20 protein-coding genes are annotated in these 22,855 nt (G+C 31.3%); 14 read left to right on the plus strand and 6 right to left on the minus strand.

The window, feature by feature from the left end:
- The first annotated feature begins 1 nt into the window (after nt 1).
- The 6 genes from EOV51_RS14210 (at nt 2) to EOV51_RS14235 (ending at nt 5,816) form a co-directional block, all read left to right on the plus strand.
- Nucleotides 2–1,273, plus strand: coding sequence for a sensor histidine kinase (locus tag EOV51_RS14210; RefSeq protein ID WP_128153187.1), 1,272 nt, complete (start codon nt 2–4; stop codon nt 1,271–1,273).
- 605 nt (nt 1,274–1,878) lie between these two features.
- Nucleotides 1,879–2,271, plus strand: coding sequence for a hypothetical protein (locus tag EOV51_RS14215; protein ID WP_128153188.1), 393 nt, complete (start codon nt 1,879–1,881; stop codon nt 2,269–2,271).
- A gap of 82 nt (nt 2,272–2,353) precedes the next feature.
- Nucleotides 2,354–2,809: a PepSY-like domain-containing protein gene (locus EOV51_RS14220; RefSeq protein ID WP_128153189.1), complete on the plus strand. Its 456-nt coding sequence runs from the start codon at nt 2,354–2,356 to the stop codon at nt 2,807–2,809.
- Between the two features lie 95 nt (nt 2,810–2,904).
- Nucleotides 2,905–3,963 (plus strand): nucleoid-associated protein, encoded by a 1,059-nt coding sequence (locus EOV51_RS14225; protein WP_228427645.1) that lies wholly within the window; start codon nt 2,905–2,907, stop codon nt 3,961–3,963.
- A gap of 66 nt (nt 3,964–4,029) precedes the next feature.
- On the plus strand, nt 4,030–4,659 hold the full coding sequence (locus EOV51_RS14230; RefSeq protein WP_128153190.1) for a 4'-phosphopantetheinyl transferase family protein: 630 nt from the start codon (nt 4,030–4,032) through the stop codon (nt 4,657–4,659).
- 77 nt (nt 4,660–4,736) lie between these two features.
- Complete coding sequence (locus EOV51_RS14235) at nt 4,737–5,816, plus strand: glycosyltransferase family 9 protein (protein ID WP_164875321.1); 1,080 nt, start codon at nt 4,737–4,739, stop codon at nt 5,814–5,816.
- Nucleotides 5,817–5,897: 81 nt separating this feature from the next.
- Here EOV51_RS14235 and EOV51_RS14240 read toward each other — a convergent pair whose 3' ends face one another.
- The 3 genes from EOV51_RS14240 to EOV51_RS14250 form a co-directional block, all read right to left on the minus strand.
- Nucleotides 5,898–8,213: an outer membrane beta-barrel family protein gene (locus tag EOV51_RS14240; protein ID WP_128153192.1), complete on the minus strand. Its 2,316-nt coding sequence runs from the start codon at nt 8,211–8,213 to the stop codon at nt 5,898–5,900.
- A 277-nt stretch (nt 8,214–8,490) separates the two neighbouring features.
- Complete coding sequence (locus tag EOV51_RS14245; protein WP_128153193.1) at nt 8,491–9,549, minus strand: nucleotidyltransferase domain-containing protein; 1,059 nt, start codon at nt 9,547–9,549, stop codon at nt 8,491–8,493.
- 64 nt (nt 9,550–9,613) lie between these two features.
- The gene (locus EOV51_RS14250; protein WP_128153194.1) at nt 9,614–10,372 is read right to left on the minus strand and encodes a nucleotidyltransferase domain-containing protein; all 759 of its coding nucleotides are present in this window, start codon (nt 10,370–10,372) and stop codon (nt 9,614–9,616) included.
- Nucleotides 10,373–10,549: 177 nt separating this feature from the next.
- On the opposite strand from EOV51_RS14250, the gene EOV51_RS14255 reads away from it, so the two are divergent.
- The 4 genes from EOV51_RS14255 to EOV51_RS14270 are packed head-to-tail and all read left to right on the plus strand — an operon-like array spanning nt 10,550 to nt 16,438.
- Nucleotides 10,550–11,002, plus strand: coding sequence for a MarR family winged helix-turn-helix transcriptional regulator (locus tag EOV51_RS14255; protein WP_128153195.1), 453 nt, complete (start codon nt 10,550–10,552; stop codon nt 11,000–11,002).
- Nucleotides 10,986–13,391, plus strand: coding sequence for a 3-hydroxyacyl-CoA dehydrogenase/enoyl-CoA hydratase family protein (locus EOV51_RS14260; protein ID WP_128153196.1), 2,406 nt, complete (start codon nt 10,986–10,988; stop codon nt 13,389–13,391). Before EOV51_RS14255 ends, EOV51_RS14260 begins: the two co-directional genes overlap by 17 nt.
- A 17-nt stretch (nt 13,392–13,408) precedes the next feature.
- Nucleotides 13,409–14,587 carry a thiolase family protein gene (locus tag EOV51_RS14265; protein WP_128153197.1) on the plus strand — a complete coding sequence of 393 codons (1,179 nt, stop codon included), beginning with the start codon at nt 13,409–13,411 and terminating at the stop codon, nt 14,585–14,587.
- A gap of 48 nt (nt 14,588–14,635) precedes the next feature.
- Entirely contained in the window at nt 14,636–16,438 is a 1,803-nt protein-coding gene (locus EOV51_RS14270) for an acyl-CoA dehydrogenase family protein (RefSeq protein ID WP_128153198.1), read from the plus strand.
- Nucleotides 16,439–17,172: 734 nt separating this feature from the next.
- On the opposite strand, the gene pncA is transcribed toward EOV51_RS14270, so the two are convergent.
- Nucleotides 17,173–17,772 carry a bifunctional nicotinamidase/pyrazinamidase gene (gene pncA, locus EOV51_RS14275; protein WP_128153199.1) on the minus strand — a complete coding sequence of 200 codons (600 nt, stop codon included), beginning with the start codon at nt 17,770–17,772 and terminating at the stop codon, nt 17,173–17,175.
- A gap of 150 nt (nt 17,773–17,922) precedes the next feature.
- Here pncA and EOV51_RS14280 point away from each other — a divergent pair, with 150 nt between their 5' ends.
- The 4 genes from EOV51_RS14280 to EOV51_RS14295 all read left to right on the plus strand — a co-directional run bounded on the left by EOV51_RS14280 (nt 17,923) and on the right by EOV51_RS14295 (nt 20,647).
- Nucleotides 17,923–18,273 carry a YrdB family protein gene (locus tag EOV51_RS14280; RefSeq protein WP_128153200.1) on the plus strand — a complete coding sequence of 117 codons (351 nt, stop codon included), beginning with the start codon at nt 17,923–17,925 and terminating at the stop codon, nt 18,271–18,273.
- 53 nt (nt 18,274–18,326) lie between these two features.
- Nucleotides 18,327–19,490: a nicotinate phosphoribosyltransferase gene (gene pncB, locus EOV51_RS14285; RefSeq protein ID WP_128153201.1), complete on the plus strand. Its 1,164-nt coding sequence runs from the start codon at nt 18,327–18,329 to the stop codon at nt 19,488–19,490.
- 90 nt (nt 19,491–19,580) lie between these two features.
- Entirely contained in the window at nt 19,581–20,051 is a 471-nt protein-coding gene (locus tag EOV51_RS14290; protein WP_128153202.1) for a hypothetical protein, read from the plus strand.
- Nucleotides 20,052–20,191: 140 nt separating this feature from the next.
- Nucleotides 20,192–20,647, plus strand: a complete 456-nt coding sequence (locus EOV51_RS14295) for a hypothetical protein (protein WP_128153203.1) — start codon at nt 20,192–20,194, stop codon at nt 20,645–20,647.
- Nucleotides 20,648–20,682: 35 nt separating this feature from the next.
- On the opposite strand, the gene EOV51_RS14300 is transcribed toward EOV51_RS14295, so the two are convergent.
- Nucleotides 20,683–21,942, minus strand: coding sequence for an AGE family epimerase/isomerase (locus tag EOV51_RS14300; protein WP_128153204.1), 1,260 nt, complete (start codon nt 21,940–21,942; stop codon nt 20,683–20,685).
- Between the two features lie 10 nt (nt 21,943–21,952).
- A complete protein-coding gene (locus tag EOV51_RS14305) occupies nt 21,953–22,837 on the minus strand; it encodes a GRP family sugar transporter (protein ID WP_128153205.1) in 885 nt (294 codons plus the stop codon).
- Nucleotides 22,838–22,855: the final 18 nt, after the last annotated feature.

Below are 22,855 nucleotides of genomic sequence, written 5' to 3' on the forward strand. Positions count from 1 at the left end.
TATGCGTTTACATAATTATACACTGAAATACCTTACGATTGCACTCTTACTTGTAATTTCTCTTTGGGCTGCTCTTTTTTATGCTTTTATTTTAGATGAAGTGTATGATAATATAGATGATGGACTCAAAAACTCTAAAATTGAAATTATTAAGGAAGCATATAAAGATCCTGAAATTTTAAATACCCGGGAATTCGGAATTAATAATTTCAGAATTACTCCTATGCCGGAAGGTGATTATCCTTCTAAAAGCAAAATTATTACTACTCAGGAATATCTGGAGTTTGATGACGAAGATGAGCCTGTAAGATTATTAACCGCTTATTTCTACGATTCTGATAATAACCCTTATAAGTTGGAAGTGAAAACTTCTATGATTGAAGAAGATGATTTACTTGCCGATTTAAGTATTGCTTTATTGGTTTTATATCTGGTTCTTATAATAAGCATTTTTTTATTAAATTATATTTTATTAAAAAAGGTATGGAAATCATTTTATGATTTATTAAATAAATTAAAAAAATATATTCCGGGAAATAAATCCAGCTTTACATCCACTCAAACAAAGATTAAAGAATTTAAAGACTTGGAAAATGAAATTGAAAAAATGATGATCCGAAACGAGAATAGCTTCAATCAACAAAAATTGTTTATATCTAATGCCGCTCATGAGCTTCAAACTCCATTAGCTATATCCATCAATAAACTAGAACTTTTAGCGGAAGATCCTCAAATTACAGAAAAACAATTAGAAGGAATTTCTTCTATTACCAACAGTTTAAATCGTCTGGTTAAACTTAATAAATCTTTATTACTGCTGACCCGTATTGAAAATAACCAGTTTCATGAAAATGAAAATATATCTTTTAATGATATAATTAAAAACAGCTTAACTGATTTTACTGACTTTGCTGAATATAAACAAATTTCAATCGAACTTACAGAGATTGGTAATTTTGAATTTAATATGAATAAAGGGCTTGCTATAACTTTGATTAATAATTTGATAAAAAACGCCATTATCCATAATTACCCTACAGGTAAAATTATTATTACTATAAGCCAAGACTATTTCCTCATACAAAATACCAGTATTCAAACAGTACTTGACGAACAACTCATCTTTAACCGATTTTACAGAAATTCGAATGACTCCCAGTCTACAGGCTTAGGCTTATCCTTAGTTAAAACAATAATTAACTCTTATCCTAAATTATCTATTCAATATACTTTTAATGATTTTCATAGTTTTAAAATTTACCAAATTATATAATTAGTTTTTTACAATATAATTACAACTCTGTTGTTTATTCTCTCTTTAATCCATTAAATATTAAGCCATTTGCTCAGTGTTTTTTAAATTTATTCAACGGATCATATAAAGTCTTTTAATATAAAAAAAGATTTATTTTGTTTTAATACTTTTATTTACATATCATTTTGTTAATCAGTATATAATATGTTAAAATTTATTTATTTTACCTAAATAATACATTTATTATAAAATATTGTTTAATTTTGCAAACATTTCTTTTTCATTATAAGGTAATAAATATATAATAATACATCATTAATAAAAAAATACTATGATTTTAAATTTAACTAATAATAAAATTAATTAATTTATTTGCAAAACGTTGTTGTCCGATAACTTATTTTTCAATAATATGTAATAAAAAAATTCGCTCTTTATTACTTCACCTCTCCAAACTATTGATTAATAACATTTTCAACTCTTTGTATAGTCCTTTAACATATACAATCTATGCTGTTAACCTGTATATGTATGAGATATCATTCTCTTAATATTTTATGGAGTAAGCTTTATGCTTAATGTTACTTGTATGTTAGAAAATAAAAATATAAATTCTTTTATAAATGGAAGAAAATACAAAGCTTTCTGTAAGAAAAAACAATCTTATTAAAAATAAATTTGAACCTAAAATTCTCAACCGGCAAGATAATAATGCCAACGAGGAATATATTTCTAAGTTAAAAAACATAGCAAAAAATTATAATAAAAAATCTGTTTTTGAAGTTGGCGATTTAGTACAATGGAAGACAGGTCTAAAAAACAGAAAAAAACCCGAATATAATCAACCGGCTATTGTTATAGAAGTACTGGAAGAACCTATTAATGAACATATAAATGATAAAGTAGGGGTTTCCAACTTAAATGAAAAATTATCTTTAGCCTTGGGTTTTTTGTCAGAAAATAATGAATTTCAAATTTCTTATTATTCTCAAAAAAGATTTGAACATTATATTTAACTCTCTGTGCCTGAAAATTAAATTCCTAATTCTTTCCTAAATTTACATTTAGGTTTGTATCCCGTTATTAAAATTAGTTGTAATGAAATACAAAATAATAGTTCTAGGAATTTTAATTTGTGCCTCCATAGTTTTTATCTCTATGCGTTTTTATTCCGTAGGTGAGACCATTGTAACGAAAGACCAGTTACCTGAGAAAGCCTCAGCATTTATTCAACGTCATTATGCTCATCATAATTTAAATTATATAATTAGAGAGCAGAAATTTTTTAGTACAAAATATGAAGTCAAATTTACCCATGGAATGGAAATAAATTTTGATTCTCAAGGAAACTGGACAGAGATTGATGCAAAATATGCTACCATTGATTATTCCGTTTTTTCTCAAAAAATCGGATTTTATCTAGCCTCCCACTTTCCCGGTACTCAAATTTTAAAAGCTGAAAGGAAAAATTTCGGAAGACAGGAAATAAAAATATCTAACGGGCTGGAACTGCTCTTCTCATCACAAGGAGAATTTAAAAGTCTGGAAGATTAAAAAGTTAATTATCTATTTTTTTAAATTAATTTAATTTTCGTTGAATTGTATTTTTTTAAAAAGTTATTTTTGCATTTCGTTTCAAGTCTATAATTATGATGATTAATCTGAAAACTGCAGTGATAACCAAATTAACATTGCAATCTGTTGGAAATAAATTACGGGAAGAAAAAAACACCTATGCCGGTGATTTATTCCATCTCAATGAAAAAGAAGAGGAAGAACTTCTTCCTTTTTTTATGTCTCCTTTTAAAAAATTGACGGAATACTATCAGTTTACTCATTATACTCAAGATATCAACTTTAATATATTATATTCTCTCTGCAAAGAAATGTTTGATGATTCTATAGACTTTGTTGAATTTTCAGACAAAGTACTGGATCATCTTTATGAAAGATCCAATCACCCTCAGATAAAAAGTGGCGAGGTTTTTATCGCTTTGCTGGAAGGTATTGATACGGGTCAGGAATCTAAAATATCCGGCATCGGTATTTTTAAACTCGAAAACAAAAATAAATTTTTGCGATTCAGACATTCTGATATTGTAGAATGCGCAATTCAAAAAGGATATCGTTTAAATTCATCTCTGGATAAAGGGTGTATCATTCTTAACGTTCAAAAAGACTCCGGTTACCTTTCGTTAATACATGATGATGCACGTGTTGAATCGGAATACTGGAAAAAATCTTTTTTAGATGTAGACTACATTAAGGATGACTCTTATCAGACAAAGAATTACATCAATCTGCTCTCTGATTTTTCTCAGCAAGTTATTTTTGAAGAGAAAGGAAAAAAAGCCCAGACAGAGTTTATAAGTAATTGCCTTCAGGTTTTTAACGAAAATGAAACTATAACCGAAGAAATTCTTGAAAAAGAAATATTGGATACGTATGAGGTAGCAGAAGAATTTAAAAATTATAAAAAAGATTATGCTGAGTCTTCCAATATTGAGTTTTCTCAAATATTTGATGTATCTACTCCTGCCTTAAACCGGGAAAAAAGAAAGATTAAAACTGATATTAAACTGGATACCAACATACAGATTAAGCTGGATATAAACTCACCTGAATCTTCTGAAGACTTCATGGAACAGGGGTATGATGATGAGAAAAAAATGTTCTATTATAAAGTCTATTTTAATTCTGAAATATAGGAATTTCAGACATATTTGGTGTATAAGTAGTTTATTTCTTATATTTACTTTTCAATTCACCACAGAATGCCCATCGTAGACTTTATTATACCAGACTATTTCACCAGAATTGTTACATGGAAAGTAAGCGAGACCAATGAAGAATTGCTTCGTATTCTCAAACTGAACAATAAGCGTCAAGAAAGATATGAATCGTTAACTCCTAAAAGGAAACGTGAGTATCTTGGACTTAGAGCCTGTCTTATGGCTCTGGGACTGGATGAAAAAGTGCAATATACCCCCGAAGGAAAACCTTTCGTTGAAGGTACATATAACATCTCTGTCACTCATTCTCACGGAATGGTTTGCGTAGGTGCCTCCTCTTTTAATATAGGAGTAGACATTGAGCTGGAAAGAGATAATAAAATTAATAACATTAAATATAAGTTTATTCGTGAAGATGAATTTAAATTTATTCCTAAAGAACAGGAAAAAGATTATTTTCATATCATCTGGGGACTAAAAGAAGCTTTATATAAAATACACCAGGGAAACTTATGGTCTTTTTTAAATCATTACAGGGTGGAACCATTCAGTTTAAAGGGTGATAAACCCATCACCTGCTGGATTATTGATGAAAAAGCCAGCGTAAAGTATTATGCCCGATACAAAAAAATCAACAATTATTACATGGCCTATGTCTTAAACTATGAATAATTTTTTTCATATATTGACATTAACTATCGAAATTTTTATTTTATTTTCATCTGTATTACCATCTAAAATTTAATCCATTGAAAAAAGCACTTATCATTCAAAACAAATTTATAGGAGATGTTTTGGTAGCCAGTGTACTGGCTAAAAATTTAAAAAAAAGCATTCCTGACCTTAGTGTTCATTTTTTTTGCTATGATAAAGCCGTAAGTATATTAGAGAATAACCCATACATAGATAAAGTTATTACCTTTGATGACCAAGAACTAAAAAAAATTTCGGTTCTTTGGAAATATACCAAACAAATCAGAAATGAAAAGTATGATATATTAATTGATCCCTATGCAAAGTTACAAAGCCGTTTTATTACTCTGCTTTCCAGCGCTAAGCAAAAAATCAGCTTCGACAAACCCTTTTTCAAACATTTTTATACAGATGTTTATAAAGAAGAAAAAGAACCTATGCTTATTCATTGTACTTCCATTGAAAACCGATGTTTATTATTATCTCCATTCTTTAAAGATTTTACGACTATTGATTTTCAGACGGAAATATTTCTTACCGATGAAGAAATAAATAACGCCAGAGACTATATGTCCCAGGAGGGGGTTAATTTTAATAAACCGGTTATTATACTGGGTGTTTTAGGAAGCAGCCTGGATAAGTCCTGGCCTTTAGCCTATATGGCAGAATTGACCAATTTTTTACTTGAAAATTTTGATATTAATATATTGTTTAATTACGTACCTTCTCAACAAAAAGATGTAGATCAAATCCTTTCTTCGGTTTCACAAAAAGATAAGATATTTACATCTATATTGGGATCTTCAGTAAGAGAATTTGCAGCTATTTTAAAAAATTCAGATGCTCTTATTGCTAATGAAGGGGGAGCGGTAAATATCGCAAAAGCTCTCTTAAAACCTACATTTTCAATCTTTTCCCCACATAAATTCCGGAAAGACTGGGGCTGTTATGAAAATTTGTTTATACATCAAAGTTTTCACCTTACAGATATAAACCCCGAAATATACAAACAACACTCTGTTAAAGAGATTCTAAAAACACCTGAACCTTTTTATCTTTTATTGAAGCCTGAAAAAGTTATTCCGGTAATTTCCGATTATGTACAAAACGTGTTAAATATTCCTTTATATAAATAAACCTATAAACGTTAAAAAGCAGGTAACTATTAAAAAATAAATTACCTGCAAAATTAATGTATCAAATGTTTGAAAGAAAAATCACATAATTCCTCCTCCTTTTTTAGTGTTCTCGTCAAAAACTTTTTTATTTATTCTATTAACTTTCCCAGAATTTAAATTGTAACGAACAGAAAAACTTATATTTCTGCTTTCCCAATCAGAACGTCCTTTGAGATTAGATGGGTTGATCATTTGATATTCCGAATGGTTGGTATTGAATACGTCAGCCAACCTTATACTGATACTTAATTGATTGTTCATCAACATTTTTCTCAATGAAATATCTACTTTCCATTGTTCATTATATGAGTTATAGAGGTCCTTTGACTTAGAATAATATTGAGCTAGAAGTTGAATACTTAAAGAAGGATTAAGAACAAAATTATTGGTTGTTTTAAATATATATTTGTCAATATTCCTTTTAGTCCACTGCTCCTGCTTTAATCCAGACACTTCTCCCCAATAGTACTCCAAAGAAGAATTATTTTTCCACCATTTGTAAGCAGAAAAATTTAAATCAAATTCACCTCCATACTGAGCATTGGCTTTCGTATTCTCGTTAATAATTTCAATATAACTCGGATGCTCTACAAATCTTTGACTGATTGCGTCTTTAATATCTCTATAAAAAATACCAGCTTCCACATTTAATTTTCCAATATTAGCAGAGGTTCCTACCTGAAATGAATTAGTAAATTCAGGCTTTAATTTATCATTACCTGAAATAATTATTGTTCCGACTACAAATTGAGGAACCGGAGAGAGTATTCCTGCCCACGGACGATCAATTCTTCGTGAATAATTGAAAGACAATTCCATTTTTTTTTCTTTTCCTAATTTATAACTGGTATGTAAAGTAGGATAAATTTGCACATCTGTTGTATTAACCTGAACTGAATTAGTAAAATCTGATGTTGCTTTTGTATCTGTAAGCTCACCACGTATACCGGCTTTCAAACCAATTCTCTCCCATTGTTTTTTGTATTCTGCATATAAACTATAAATATCCCGTTCGAATTTGTATACATTTGCCTGGGCACTTTCGTAATTGTCATTGTATCTGTTAAGCCTTAATTCAGCACCTGCCGTAAACATAGTTTTATCAGAAAGAGGATTTGAATAATCCAAATTTGCTCTGATATTTTTTTCTTCAATATGATTTTTTTCCTTTAAACTTATAGAAGAGTTTCTAAATCTATCTTGATTATTTTTATTAAAATTTGCTTGAAGTTCTAATTCGTGATCCGATTTATCGAATTTTGATTTATAAAATAAATCATACTCCTGATATTTTGAATTATCTTTCTGTGACTGATTTATTATACTTTTCATTAAATTATTACTATCGGTACTTTCATTATCCACTCGTAAGTTATTTCCTGATTGTTGCGTATAAACTGATAACGTATTTTGAGAGTTTATAAAATAATCAGTTCCTACTTTTACATATCTGTTAATATTTCCTATTGATAACAGATAATCTAATTGAGAATCTGGGTTTCTTCTCTTTAAATAACCGGAGTTTTGAAAATTATAATCATTATATCCTGCATTTGCGAATAGATTAAATTTTTTATAGCCCAAATTCATATCAATACCGTTTACATATTTTGATTTTTTTCCTATTATATATCCGGTATTCAAACCTAAATTAATTCCTTGTTTAGTACTCTTTTTTAAAATTATGTTGATTATTCCTGCTTTACCTTCAGGTGAATACTTTGCGGGTGGATTGGTTAAAATTTCTATTTTATCTACCAAATAGGGGGGGTATAATTTTAATACCTGATCAAAATCTAAAGTAGAAGGTTTGCCGTCTATCAAAACTTTAACATTTAAACTTCCCCGTAAAGAAATTTGGTTTGCTTGATCTATGCTGATTCCCGGAATTGTTGTCAATATTTGAGTTAAATCCGGAGCTGTACCTGCCCAATCATCACCAAGAGTTACGACTTTTCTGTCAATACTATTTTTAATCGTCGTTTTTTTTCCGGTGATTACTAAATTTGTCAGCGTATGTTCTTTCGTTATTTTTTCCATTTTAATTGATTCCAGATTTACAGATTCACCAGAAATATGAATAGACTGTTTATTTTTTACATAGCTGAAAATTTCAGTAATAATTTCATACTCTCCTTCAGATATTTCAAATCTGAATTCTCCATTTTCTTCAGTAAAAGTATCATTTACAATACTTCCATTTTTTAAAATTAATATCATAGCTCCCTCTATACCTATCTGTGTAGATTCGTCAACAATTTTACCTTTTACCTGTGACATTGATTGAGCATATAAAGTACTGGATAATACTATTGATATAAGGGTCAAAATTGTACTTAACTGGATTTTTTTCATAGGTTGTAAATTTAATTTAATACTTTGTTATACATACTAGTTAATTATAAAAGCAACTGTTTTATACAATATGTATGAGTATTATGAAATTTGTTACATACTATATTAATTTTTTTGAAAAAAATTAATATAGTACTGACAATCAATACACTAAATTAATAAAAACTATGATTTTTTTTAAGTTTGTAATATAGTAAAACTGGAAAATAGTAAAAAAAGAAGTTAAAATTGAAAATAATCAGGTTGATATTAAATAAAAATGCATCCATAAAAAAATCTATTCATATAAATGTTTTCGCATCTCAATTAATAATGATTCAGCAATTTTAGAATCCGGTACATTTTGCAAAGAAGATAAAGAATATAGATTTTCTATTTCCTTTATTAGATCTTCTGATTTTTGTAGTAATTCTTCATAGGAATACCTGCCATATTTTATATTTAACAATTCTTCACGATTTGACCTTCTAACTATTAATTCCCCATTTTGAAAAATATCCCTAGCCACTTCCAGAAGCCTGATGGTATGCATCATATTTTTAGAATCATAATTATTCCCATGTGATTCATTTATTTTAAATCTCTCTTTATTTCTTTTATCCACCCAATTCCAATATTCTTTATATTCCTTACAATAAGAGGAATATCCGTCTTTATTAAAAGACAAGTAAGCAATTTCTTTTTCTCCTTTAGCAATAGAAGATAAGCTAACTTCATTAGTATCATCCTTTTTAGTAATTCCTCTATATCCCAAATTACCTTTTTGGTCATAAAACAATGCGTAAATCCCTTTAGAATGAGGAATACTGATTAACCCGCAGTTTTCTTGTTTAAAATTTTTAATTTGTAACCACTCAGACAGTAAAACAGAATCATATCCGGATAAAACATAGCAGAAATCAAGTACCGATTTTCTTTGCTTCTCGATTGGATTTACTATTTTCTTTTTCAATCCCTGAGCTTTTTTAATCTGACTGATTGCATAACCGGCAAACGTATCCTTCACCAATTTTGAAAGGAACATGGAAAGATTTAATTTTTCCATAATCGGATGTTTATATAGTATGCAGTCTTGGGGAGATGCTAAAACTTCAAGAATGTTAGGGTTATTTTTCACCAATAATTCAACAAACCGGCCTAGTTCGTAATAAACTTCGTCATTTGTTTCATTACTGATTTGAGGAATATAATCAAATCCATAAAATTTATCTTTAGGCAAATAATATACACCTCTTATATCTGTGTCTGAATTTTCCGTATCTAATCCAAAAGCTCTACTTCCACTAATAGCTTCAAATAACAATAGATTTTTATCTTTTATATCCTGAATATTCATAATATGCAGTTAATTTTTAAATTATACCTGAACTTAAATAGTAAAAAATTTTCAACATTTAATATTATCTTTGATCAAATCCCATCTTGTTTATAAAAAAAAGATCTAATTTATCTTTTTCAAAAATTACAGTATTTATGGAACCAGCAAATTCTGTACATGACTGAAAAGTTGTATTAATATATTTTTTTAAATTACTATCAATTGTTATGATGTGAGATTCTTCAACATCCTTTTTGTATTCTATCAAATTTGTAATCAAATCTTTTAAATTCAAAGGCACTAGTTTAAGGAGCTCTTGTATAGTCATAGGTGCTATTTCATTTTTTTCCATACACCATTGAGCCGCAAGCAAAGGACGAAGTATATAAAACAATTTTTTGATTTTTATTTCTTCTTCAGCTATTGTTTCCATTGCTCCTTTCGCCACACCCAGATAATGAAAAATGTTAGATCTTTGATTAAAATACTGATAGCAAATAGCCATTAACTCTTCTTTAAATCCGGCTTCTTCTTTATAAACGATAGGTGATTGAAGCCATTCGAACGGAGTTGTATTCGATTTTTTTATTAATAGTAAAGTTTTTTTCAAATCCCATCCATTAATGTCGAGTTCATCATCAATGGCAAAGTTTAAATATAATTCCGGATCCTGTATAGATAAATACTCTTTTTGTTCTCTACTGTAAATAAACCGGACATCATAATCACTTCCCGGTGAAGGAAAGCCCCATCCTCTACTCCCCGATTCACAGGCAAACCAAATTTTTATTTTCTTTTCTTTTTCAATTGTTGAAATTTTATCCAAAATTCTATTTCTCATGAGATGCATATTATCTCCAAAAATAAAAATAATGATTTAAATATTACACAAGTCATCCCTTACTGAATATACAAACACAATAATATCAATAAGATAGTTTTACAAAAAAAGCTAAAAAATCTAAATTTATTATGCATGCATAATAAATTTTATTATATTTGGTATATGACAAATATCATGAAAAACAGAATCACAATAGACTATATATTACGCTCTACCTGGCTTTCTATACAAAAAATGTATAACGAAGAAGCCATTCATTTTGGAGCTACAATGTCAGGTGCTTTTACTTTATTATCCATTGATCCGAAAAAAGGAACTCCCAGTTCCTCGTTAGGTCCAAAAATGGGAATAGCTGCCACCAGTTTATCCCGGACACTTAATGACCTGGAACAACGAAAACTTATAAAAAGGACTACTTCAAAAGAAGACAAGCGAAGCATCATTATAAGCCTAACCCATGAAGGACTTCGTATGAGAGACATATCCAAACAATATGTAAAAGAATTTCACCATACCATTGAGAAAGAAATACCTATGGACAAATTAACTATTTTCTATGATGTTATGGATGAAATCAATCGAATAATCACAAAAAAAAGAATGAAGAAAAATGAAAAAACACATTAATCATGTTACCGTTCTCGGATCCGGGATTATGGGTTCGGGCATTGCATGCATGTTTGCAAACATTGGCGTGCAGGTCTTGCTTATCGACATGGCTCCTTCAGAACTTTCAGATTCAGAAAAAGCTAAAGGCTTATCATTGAATGATCCTATAGTAAAAAACCGAATTGTAAATAACAACCTTAGAAAAGCCGTTCAATCTAAACCTGCACTTCTATATCACCCCTCTTTTATTGACAGAATTTCTACCGGCAATTTAGAAGACGATTTACACAAAATTAAGCATACCGACTGGATATTTGAAGTTGTTGTTGAAAATCTGAAAATTAAAAAAAGCATATATGAAAATATTGAAAAATATAGGATTCCGGGAACTTATATTTCCTCAAATACTTCAGGTATACCTATTCATTTAATGTCTGAAGGCAGAAGTGATGATTTTAAAAAATATTTTGCAGGAACCCACTTTTTTAATCCGGTTCGTTACTTACAACTACTAGAGATTATTCCAACCAAAGAAACCTCAAAAGAAGTCATTGATTTTTATTTGATGTACGGAGACAAATTTTTAGGAAAAACTACTGTTTTATGCAAGGATACACCCGGATTTATAGGAAATCGAATCGGAGTATATTCCATGTCCAAAATAATATCTTTGAGTGATGAACTTGATTTAACTGCAGAAGAAACCGACGTTCTGACCGGCTCTATACTCGGACGTCCTAAAACAGGCACTTTCAAATTAAGTGATTTGGTAGGACTGGATACGGCCGCAAATGTAACCGAAGGGCTTAAAATTAACTGCCCGGAAGATACAATGATTCAGAATCTGAATGTTCCGGACTTTATGAAATTTCTGACTGAGCATAAATTTTTAGGAAACAAATCCGGAAAAGGTTTCTATTTTAAAGAAAAAGATGCTGACGGAAAAGATGTACGCTATACTATAGATTTAAGAACTCTAGAATACAGAATACTTCAAAAACCGAAAATTGATCTTATTGATACAGCAAAACAAGCAAAGGATGAAAAAGATAAATTAAAAATATTGTTATCATCCGAAAGTAAATACGGAAACTTTTATCGAAAACATTTTGCCAGTTTATTTGCGTATGTTTCATTAAGAATTCCTGAAATATCTGATAATTTATACAGTCTGGATGATGCTATGAAAACGGGGTATGCCTGGAAAACGGGGCCGTTCGAACTTTGGGATCAGTTAGGCTTAAAAAATGGAATCGATTTAATTGAAAACGAAGGGTTTAAAGTTTCATCCTGGGTTAAAGAAATGCAGGAAAAAGATATTCATCACTTTTATCAAGTAGATTCGCATGGAAATACCTTGTATTATGATCAAAACAAACAAGCCTTTCAACCCATTCCCGGTCAGGAATCTTTTATTATTCTCAATAATCTTCGTCCTACAAAAACATTATGGCAAAACTCCGGAACAGCAATTGAAGATTTGGGGGATGGAATTATAAATATTGAATTCCGTTCTAAAATGAATTCGTTGGGAGGTGAAGTTCTGGAAGGAATAAACAAAGGAATAGAACTGGCCGAAAAAGATTTTCAAGGAGTGGTGATATCAAATCAAGGAACTAATTTTTCCGTAGGTGCAAATCTGGCTATGATTTTTATGTTGGCCATTGATCAAGACTGGGAAGAATTAAATATGGCTATCGCCCTTTTTCAACAAACAACCATGAGAGTCAGGTATTCTAACATACCTGTAGTAGTTGCTCCTCACGGTATGGCTTTAGGTGGAGGTTGCGAACTTACTTTGCATGCAGATAAAGTGGTAGCTGCTGCTGAAACCTATATAGGATTAGTTGAATTTGGTGTGGGAGTTATACCGGGAGGTGGTGGTTCCAAAGAATTTGCTCGAAGGGCTTCTCTCAATTACCTCAAAGACGACGTTAAAACAAACAGATTAAGAAATGCATATATGAATATCGGAACTGCAAAAGTATCAACATCAGCTTACGAAGCTATGGACATGGGTATTCTTATTCAAGGAAAAGATACGATAATAGTTAATAAAAACCGATTAATATCGGAAGCTAAAAAGCAGGCGATTTTACTTGCCGAAAGAGGATATACAAAGCCTTATCCTGAAAAATTTGAAGTTTTGGGCAGGAATGCCTTGGGAATGTTTTACGTGGGATCAGATCAATTAGTTAAAGGAGGGTACATGTCTGAACATGATCAGCTCATTGCCAACAAACTTGCCTATGTAATGACCGGAGGTAATTTATCTGAACCTTCCAGAGTTACTGAGCAATATATACTGGATTTAGAACGAGAAGCTTTTCTTTCTCTTTGCGGAGAAAAAAAGACTCTGGAGAGAATACAATATATGTTACAAAATGGAAAAGCACTAAGAAACTAATTTAAAAGCAAAGATTTATGAAACAAGCATATATAATTACAGGCTATAGAACTGCCGTAGGAAAAGCTTCTAAGGGAAGTCTCAGATTTGTCCGTCCTGATTGGATGGCCTCTCAGGTGATAGCAAAATTACTTTTAGAAAATCCTTCCATTGATAAAGAACAAATAGACGATGTAATTGTAGGTTGTGCTATGCCTGAAGCAGAACAGGGTCTCAACATGGCAAGATTAATTTCGCTTATGGGATTACAAACAGATAAAGTTCCGGGAATGACTATTAATCGTTATTGTGCATCAGGCTCGGAAGCTATTGCCATTGCATCAGCGAAAATAAAAAGCGGAATGGCCGACTGTATAATTGCCGGAGGTGCCGAAAGTATGTCGTACATACCGATGGGGGGCTATAAACCTGTTCCCGAAATAGAAACAGCTAAAAAACATCCTAGTTATTATTGGGGAATGGGACTTACAGCTGAAGCAGTAGCTCAGGAGTTTAATATTTCCCGTGAAGAGCAAGATGAATTTGCCCTTCAATCTCATGAAAGAGCTATAAAAGCTATAATCGGACAAAAATTTGATAATCAAATCGTTCCTTTAGAAATTTCATATGATTTTTTGAATGAAAATAATAAACCTGAAACAAAACATTATTCTTTTACTCAAGATGAAGGACCAAGAAAGGAAGCCTCACTGGAGGCTCTTTCTAAGCTAAAACCAGTATTTGCAAATAAAGGAAGTGTGACCGCAGGTAATTCTTCTCAAACTTCTGACGGAGCTGCTTTTGTTCTGGTAGCTTCTGAGGAATTTATCAGTAAAAACAATCTACAACCTCTGGCCCGACTTGTTTCTTATGGTGTTGCCGGAGTTGAGCCCAGACTTATGGGAATAGGACCTATTGAAGCTATTCCCCTGGCATTAAAAAAAGCCGGATTGACTTTAAATAACATAGATTTGATAGAACTTAATGAAGCTTTTGCTTCTCAATCCGTAGCTATAAAAAAACAATTACAAATCAATCCTGATCTACTGAATGTTAATGGTGGAGCAATAGCATTGGGGCATCCATTAGGTTGTACAGGAGCAAAACTTACCGTACAACTGCTAAATGAAATGAAGCTAAGAAAGAGCAAATATGGAATAGTTTCTATGTGTATTGGTACAGGACAAGGGGCAGCAAGTATTTTTGAACTTTTATAGAGCCTGATGTTGTTAAAACGATAAAATAAACCTTAAAAAAATCAAATAATGGAAACATTAAACTCAATTAATAAAGCTAAAGGAGCTGCATTTATCACTCAATCAGTTCATTTTGAAGAAATATTTATACCGGAAGATTTTTCAGAAGAACAAAAAATGATGAGAGATACAGTAAAAGATTTCATTGATAAAGAAGTCATACCTATAAATGAACGCTTCGAAAAAAAGGACTACGCACTAACAGAAGAAATAATGCGTAAAATAGGAGAATTAGGACTTCTGAGTATTGCCGTTCCTGAACAATACGGAGGAATGGGAGCTGGCTTTGTTTCTACGATGCTCGTTTGTGATTATATCTCAGCAGCTAATGGTTCATTAAGTACTGCCTTCGGAGCTCATACCGGAATAGGCACTATGCCTATAACTTTATATGGAACGGAGGAACAAAAAATGAAATATCTGCCTAAATTAGCTTCAGGAGAATGGTTTGGAGCTTACTGCCTGACAGAACCTGATGCCGGATCTGATGCTAATTCAGGGAAAACAAAAGCCATCCTGTCTGAAGATAAAAAATATTATAAAATTACGGGGCAAAAAATGTGGATATCCAATGCTGGATTTGCTCACTTATTTATTGTTTTTGCAAGAATTGAAAACGATAAAAATATAACCGCATTTATTTTAGAAAGAGATGAATCAAACGGACTTTCTTTCGGTGAAGAAGAACATAAACTCGGAATACGATCTTCATCAACCCGGCAGGTTTTTTTTAATGAAACAAAGATTCCTGTTGAAAATATATTAGGAGAAAGAAACGGAGGTTTTAAAATTGCAATGAATGCTCTTAACGTAGGTAGAATAAAATTAGCTGCTGCATGTATAGATTCGCAACGTAGAATAATTACGCATGCAATTCAATATGCTAACGAAAGAGTACAGTTTAAAACTCCTATTTCGGCTTTCGGGGCAATACGTAAAAAAATAGCTGAGCGAGCTACTTCCATTTATGTCTGTGAATCTGGTTCTTACAGAGCTGCTAAAAATATAGAAAATAAGATTGAAGAACTGATACACTCAGGAGCTTCTCACAGTGAAGCAGAGCTTAAAGGAGTTGAAGAATTTGCTATTGAGTGTTCTATTCTAAAAGTCTATGCATCTGATGAAGCTCAGATAACTGCAGATGAAGGTATTCAGATATATGGAGGAATGGGCTTTTCTGAAGATGCTCCCATGGAAGCCTCCTGGAGAGACTCCAGAATAGGAAGGATATATGAAGGTACTAATGAAATTAATGGTTTGGTTGCGATAGGAATGTTAATTAAAAGAGCATTGAAAGGTCAGATCGATTTAATTAACCCGGCACTTTCTATAAGTAAAGAATTAATGAGTATTCCTTCATTCGATATTCCTGATTATTCTCAAACCCTATCCGAAGAAAAAGAAATGCTTTCTAAACTGAAAAATGTTTTCCTCATGATTTCTGGTTCTGCTATTCAAAAATATAAAGAAGAAATAGAAAAACAACAGCATTTATTGCTCAATGCTTCCCAAATACTTATACAAATTTATATGGCTGAAAGTGCTGTTTTAAGAGCAGAAAAAATTGTAACTAAGTTTCCAACAAATGCAAAAATACCATTAGCAATGGCTCAACTAAATCTTTTCAAAGCTATTGAAATTATAAAATCTAAAGCAACAGAATCCATCTACTCATTTTCGGAAGGTGATGAACAAAGAATGCTATTATTAGGCTTGAAAAGATTTACTAAGTATAGCAATCCTCCCAATGTAATAGCGCTAAGTGAAAAAATAGCATCGCATATTATTGAAAAAAACGAATATACTTTATAATTTTGGCACGCAATTTGCATGTTAAAAAGTATTCATAAGGCAGTGAATTTTCATAGTAGTTAGTTTTAACCCCGTTTTATACGGGGTTTTTTATTTATATTTATTTTTTAAATCAAACAATTTTGGCACACATTTTGTTTTAAATATAGCGTTCATAAGGCAGTGAATTTTCATAGTAGTTAGTTTTAAACCCCGTTTTATACGGGGTTTTTTTATTTTATTAATTTACTGAAATATAATAACTCTGGCACGCATTTTGCTTTATATATAATGTTCATAAGGCAGTGAATTTTCATAGTAGTTAGTTTTAACCCCGTTTTATACGGGGTTTTTATTTTTAATTAATTACTATCACGCTAAATATGAATAACTTTGGCACAAATTTTGTTTAAAATATATTGTTCATAAGGCAGTGAATTTTCATAGTAGTTAGTTTTAACCCCGTTTTTATACGGGGTTTTTTATTTTTAATTATTTACCATCACGCTAAATATAAATAATTCTGGCACAAATTTTGTTTAAAATATATTGTTCATAAGGCAGTGAATTTTCATAGTAGTTAGTTTTAACCCCGTTTTATACGGGGTTTTTATTTTTAATTAATTACTATCACGCTAAATATGAATAACTTTGGCACACATTTTGTTTTAAATATAGCGTTCATAAGGCAGTGAATTTTCATAGTAGTTAGTTTTAAACCCCGTTTTATACGGGGTTTTTTGTCTTTTAACTATTTAATTTGAATTCACAATTTCCCCACCTAAACTTATAAATTCTCTTTTTATCAATTCATAGTTCTCATAACTTATCGGCTTTGTAGCATTATCAATAATAAAGGTTTTGAAACCAAGTTTTATAGAGTCCTTAGCTGTAAAATAAACACAAAAATCTGCGGCTAATCCACAAATGTAAACTTCATCAACCTTTTTACCTTGAAGATAATTTGATAAACCTGTAGATTTTTTATTTCCATTATCAAAAAATCCACTATAGCTATCGATACCTTTATCCATTCCTTTTCTGAAAATGGCTTCAATTTTATTTTGATTTAATTCTTTAGAAAACTCTGCCCCCATACTTCCCTGTACGCAATGTGCAGGCCAGAGTGTTTGAGGTAATCCGTCCAGCTCAATCTGTTCAAAGTTTTTTTTGCCTTCATGCATTGTACTAAAACTTAAATGATTTGCCGGATGCCAATCCTGAGTCGCTACAACCAGTTCATAGTTTTGCTGAATTTTATTGATTATCGGTATTATATGGTTTCCATCCGTAACAGCTAAATTTCCTCCTGGTATAAAATCGTTTTGAACATCTACAATTATTAATGCTTTCATATCTATTTTTTTCAAAAATATGTTAAATATAAAATTTAATTTTTACTTGACTAAATTTCTTAGGCATAACAATTGTTATTATATAATAATCAATAAAAATTGATATTTTAATACAAAATTGTAAATTTGACAAATTTGTTGATCAAAAATATGAATTATATATTTTCTATAAATTCTGTTTTAAGGTTTATGTTAGAATTAATTTCTATCACAATTTTCATCTGGCTGGGATTTAGTAAATTTAAATTTCCGTTTAATATATGTATTGGAATATTACTTCCTGCTGCATTTATTTTCCTATGGTCAGCATACATTTCGCCTGGCTCTCCTAGTCGATCCGGTCATTTTATACGATTTATAATTGAGCTTACAATTTTTATTTCAGCTTTTTTCCTTCTTAGCTTAAAGCTCTCCCTCAATTTAGGAATTAGTTATTTAATCTTCGCGATTGCAAATAATATTCTAACCCATTGGGGAGATATATGGTTCGATAAACAATAAATTAGAACAAAAGATATAAACATAATAACCCTAATTAAAAACAAAATAATATCATGATAATTAAGCACTTCACGGACAATGATTTATATAAATTTTCAGTCATGCATGCCATTCAGAGGCTTTATCCCTGGGCATATGTAAGATATGATTTTATTAACCGGGGTCAAAATGCTTTTCCTGAAGGTTTTGCTGAAAGATTAAAAGAAGAAATTAACGAAATGACTTCTTTAAAACTTAATAAAGAAGAAAAGCACTTCATTATGAAAAGATGTTATTTCCTGGATCCTTTTTTTATTGATTTTTTAGAAGGTTATACCTACGATCCGGAAGAAGTGCACATTTCTCAGGAAGGCGGAAAATTAAACTTATATATTGAAGGTTTTTGGTATAGAACCGTATTATGGGAAGTTCCTTTAATGGCTCTTATTTCTGAATTATATTTCGAGATGATAGGTACCCAACCTCAGGATATTGAAATAAAAGCTAAGGAAAAAGCTTTGGGACTTAAAAATCTTGAGGCTGATTATTCGGAATTTGGAACGCGAAGACGTTATTCATTTGATGTACAGGACAGAGTTGTTAAAACCTTAAAGGAAAACTCAGGTGACTATTTTAAAGGCACCAGTAATGTTTACCTGGCAATGAAATACGATACTATTCCCATCGGCACCATGCCTCATGAATGGTTTATGTATCATGGAGCACTTTTTGGATATCGCTCTGCTAATATAAAGGCATTAGAAGCCTGGGTAGATGTTTTTCAGGGAAGCTTGGGAATTACTCTGACTGATACGTATACTTCTGACTCTTTCTTCAAATCATTTAATTTAAAATTAGCAAAATTATTTGATGGTGTTCGTTGTGATAGTGGCAATCCTTTGGAATTTACCGATAAAACTATCAATTTCTATCAGGAACATAGAATAGATCCTACCTCAAAGACTATTGTTTATAGTGATTCTTTGAATTTGAACGAGGTAAAAAAAATAAAGGAATACGTTAATGGGCGAATTCATGATACCTACGGGATAGGCACTTATTTGTCTAATGACGTAGGCGTTAAACCTCTTAACATGGTAATTAAATTAACTCATGTGAAAGAAACTCCTTCTGATGAATATCTGAATGCGGTAAAGCTATCAGATGTATTGGGTAAAAATACCGGTGATGAAAAAGAAATTAATTTGAGTAAGCTGACTTTAGGCTTGGATGATTAAAAAATAAATAACGGCAGATTTTAAAATCTGCCGTTTTGGTTTTCCTAAATTTTACAACAATAAAACTAACTATAAACTAAAATTCATTGTATGCATATAAAACATTTACTTACAGCTCTGAGTATCTTAATTACTATTATAGTAAATGGTCAGAAAAAAGTGACTCAAGGAATTGCTCTTAACCTTGGGTATTCTTATGTAAATACCAATACCGGCTATTTTGGAGGAGAATATGGCTATCGATTTAATTCGATTGACTGGACGGGTATTACCATAGGAGCCGGTGCCTTTATGGGGAATTTCAATCGTGAGTTTAAATTCATACCGGAAGCTCATGTTACTTATTCTCATGCAGTTCTTTTAGGTGAGTTTTCTATAACTCAACACAATATAAACCCTAGCATAGGATTACACTTATTCAATTTAATGCGCCTTAAGGTGGGCTATAGCTGGAAAATGGGCAATGAAAATGTAAGAATGCAAGGCATTACCTTCGGATTAAACGTTTTACTTGGAAGTTCCGGGTTTTATGATGATTTAAATCTAAACGTAGTACATTAAATTAGCCTGTTTAATTATTTTTTATAGTTTAAACTCAAATCAAAACTATAAAATAATTTAATTACGATAGTTTATAAGTATCGTATTCTTACGTAAGCTTAAAATGAAATTATAATATTAAATTTGAAAAAAAATTGTAAATGATAAAACAGTGTTTCATACTTATTTTGTTTATATGTACACTAGTAAAAGCTCAGGCTCAGTCACAGGGTGTTGCATTAAATGTAGGTTATTCTTATATTAATACAAATGCTGGTTATGTAGGAGGAGAGTATGCTTATCGGTTTGACCCTGAAAACTGGCATGGCATAGCCTTAGGAGCAGGAACTTTACTGGGAAGTTTTAACGGAGATTTTAAATTTGTGCCCGAAGCGCACGTTACCTATTCCAATACATTATTCTTAGGAGAGTTTTCAATCACTCCTCATAACATTAATCCAAGTCTGGGAATTAACGGAATGAATATATTCCGTCTTAAAATCGGATACAGCTGGGAAATCGGTAATGATAAAATAGGAATGAAAGGAATAACTTTTGGAATTAATTACCTATTAGGTTCCAAAGGATTTAAAGATCAATTTGAACTTAAACATTAAAAAAACGCGTAAACTAAATTTACGCGTTTTTTATTTTATAATACTTTGCTTACATTGTTTTTGACCCCTTCAGTAATACTTCCACCTAAAGGTAAGTTGGGTATAATGGTTGCCTGCAAGGCGTGATAAATATCTGGTTTCCCTAACCAGATACGTTCCGTAGGTTTGTTATTTTCATCTAAATTATGAAACCAACTTCCCTTTTGATGATCCACCAAATACTTGTCAATATATTCCCAAAGTAATTTATATTTGTCATCATATGCAACGTTTCCTGTTCTTCTAAGAAATGAAACGGCAGCTGCAGACGCCTCAGCCAATGTCCAGTGAAGACGGTCTCTCACAATGGGTTTTTCATCAAAATCAACCGTATAAACTATTCCCGGTTTACCATCTACGTCCCAACTTTCTTTCCACGCTTTTTCAAAAAGTTTTTCAGCATCCTCCAAAAGCCATTCAGGAACTTCCATCTCATTTTTATACAACTCTGCTTCTAGGCCTACAAGCAAACGACTCCACTCAAAACCGTGCCCCGGTGTTATTCCATAGGGTCTGAACTGGTTATTTTTATCTTCTTTGTTGTAATCTTTTATTTCTTCCCATTGGGGAGTGAAATGCTCAATTACACTGTAATGATTTTTTTTAGCATGTACGTGAATAATTCTTTCCACTATTTTTAATGCTCGTTGTAACCATTTGACATCTTGAGTTGCAGAAAAAACAGCAAGAAAAGCTTCTGTAGAATGCATATTACTATTAGCTCCTCTGTACGATTCTAAATCTGACCAGTCATAATCATAACTTTCCAACATAGCTCCTTCTTCCTCACTCCAAAAATATTTTTCTAAAATATGAATAGCTTTTTCCAATAAAAGCTCACCATCCTTACGTCCGGAAATTTTTGCAGAGGATCCGGCTAATGCTATAAAAGCATGTATGTAAGCCTGTTTTCTTCCAGCATCTCCTAATCCTCCAATTGAATAAAACCATCCATCGTGTTCTTTATCATTAATTACGTCTAATAGAACTTTTACGCCGTGATCTGCAATTTTACCATACTCAGGAAATTTCATAGATGCTAATGAGTAACAATGAGTCATACGAGCATTTTCCATTGTATCCAATGCTTTATTAATCAAATTCCCATTATCATCCAAATATCCGAAACCTCCTTGTTTCAATACAGAATTGAGACCAAATTTTAACAACTCGTTTCCTTGCTGATGCAAGTATTGTTGGTGATCTTTCGATTTTACCCAACTAGATTCTATATCGTGCTCTTTATAGTTTTTCATACTTTTATTTTTAAGATTTATCGTATACACCTGATAAGTAAATGAAGAATAATCCCAGTACAATGATAGACATTCCTATAATGGCTGAAATCCATTCTTTTCTTGTTTTTTTCTCTTTATTAATATATACACCGGCAATAACTGAAACTATTATAGAAGCTTGTCCTACAGGATAAGCTACCGATAAACCTAATTTCATTTGTGAGACTAAAATTGCCAGATTACCAATAGCCCATACCACTCCTACGATGCTATTTTTCATTGCGGTAAAATTATATGGATTGATCTTAAAAAATAAAAATGCTATTAAGGTAACTCCAATAATCTGACCTACTGATTGAGGTAAAAGACTTGACCAACCATCAATTCCAAAGTATTTTAAAATCCCAACATAAAGGGTAAATCCTAACGTAGAAAGAAGATTAACTGCTATACCTCTCCCCCATTGTATCTTTTCACCTTTTTTTCCTTCTTCCGGTTGTTTATAAGATGTAAATACAATACCTATAATTATCATAGCAAGAGCTATAAAACCGAATATTTTAGAATTACTTGTTGCCCAATCTCCTAAAAAAACACCTAATAAAGAGGTTCCAATTATCTGTGTTCCATTTGAAATGGGCATGGATTTGGAAACACCTAAATACTTAAGTCCTTTATACTGGCAAACAGAACCTAGCGCCCAGAAAAGTCCTGAGGCTAGTCCTATCCAAATAATGTGAGGATTTAACTCCGGTTTCCTTATTGCATAAACAACAATTGCAAAGATAAAACTTCCTATTGCAATTCCGAAAGATTGTTCTATAGCCTTACCTCCTATTAAAGTAGAAATAACCGGTACCATACCCCAGGATAAGATGGGAATACAGGCTATTAAAAAATCAATTATACTCATTAGTTATTCTTTTTATAA

It is taken from the genome of Apibacter raozihei (genome assembly GCF_004014855.1).
Taxonomy (GTDB): domain Bacteria; phylum Bacteroidota; class Bacteroidia; order Flavobacteriales; family Weeksellaceae; genus Apibacter; species Apibacter raozihei.

Bases quoted from the DNA above. Each gene is read 5' to 3' on its own strand.
- EOV51_RS14210 (WP_128153187.1), top strand. From the start codon at position 2: ATGCGTTTACATAATTATACACTGAAATACCTTACGATTGCACTCTTA.
- EOV51_RS14215 (WP_128153188.1), top strand. From the start codon at position 1,879: ATGGAAGAAAATACAAAGCTTTCTGTAAGAAAAAACAATCTTATTAAA.
- EOV51_RS14220 (WP_128153189.1), top strand. From the start codon at position 2,354: ATGAAATACAAAATAATAGTTCTAGGAATTTTAATTTGTGCCTCCATA.
- EOV51_RS14225 (WP_228427645.1), top strand. From the start codon at position 2,905: ATGATGATTAATCTGAAAACTGCAGTGATAACCAAATTAACATTGCAA.
- EOV51_RS14230 (WP_128153190.1), top strand. From the start codon at position 4,030: ATGCCCATCGTAGACTTTATTATACCAGACTATTTCACCAGAATTGTT.
- EOV51_RS14240 (WP_128153192.1), bottom strand. From the start codon at position 8,213: ATGAAAAAAATCCAGTTAAGTACAATTTTGACCCTTATATCAATAGTA.
- EOV51_RS14245 (WP_128153193.1), bottom strand. From the start codon at position 9,549: ATGAATATTCAGGATATAAAAGATAAAAATCTATTGTTATTTGAAGCT.
- EOV51_RS14250 (WP_128153194.1), bottom strand. From the start codon at position 10,372: ATGAGAAATAGAATTTTGGATAAAATTTCAACAATTGAAAAAGAAAAG.
- EOV51_RS14255 (WP_128153195.1), top strand. From the start codon at position 10,550: ATGAAAAACAGAATCACAATAGACTATATATTACGCTCTACCTGGCTT.
- EOV51_RS14260 (WP_128153196.1), top strand. From the start codon at position 10,986: ATGAAAAAACACATTAATCATGTTACCGTTCTCGGATCCGGGATTATG.
- EOV51_RS14265 (WP_128153197.1), top strand. From the start codon at position 13,409: ATGAAACAAGCATATATAATTACAGGCTATAGAACTGCCGTAGGAAAA.
- EOV51_RS14270 (WP_128153198.1), top strand. From the start codon at position 14,636: ATGGAAACATTAAACTCAATTAATAAAGCTAAAGGAGCTGCATTTATC.
- pncA (WP_128153199.1), bottom strand. From the start codon at position 17,772: ATGAAAGCATTAATAATTGTAGATGTTCAAAACGATTTTATACCAGGA.
- EOV51_RS14280 (WP_128153200.1), top strand. From the start codon at position 17,923: ATGAATTATATATTTTCTATAAATTCTGTTTTAAGGTTTATGTTAGAA.
- pncB (WP_128153201.1), top strand. From the start codon at position 18,327: ATGATAATTAAGCACTTCACGGACAATGATTTATATAAATTTTCAGTC.
- EOV51_RS14290 (WP_128153202.1), top strand. From the start codon at position 19,581: ATGCATATAAAACATTTACTTACAGCTCTGAGTATCTTAATTACTATT.
- EOV51_RS14295 (WP_128153203.1), top strand. From the start codon at position 20,192: ATGATAAAACAGTGTTTCATACTTATTTTGTTTATATGTACACTAGTA.
- EOV51_RS14300 (WP_128153204.1), bottom strand. From the start codon at position 21,942: ATGAAAAACTATAAAGAGCACGATATAGAATCTAGTTGGGTAAAATCG.
- EOV51_RS14305 (WP_128153205.1), bottom strand. From the start codon at position 22,837: ATGAGTATAATTGATTTTTTAATAGCCTGTATTCCCATCTTATCCTGG.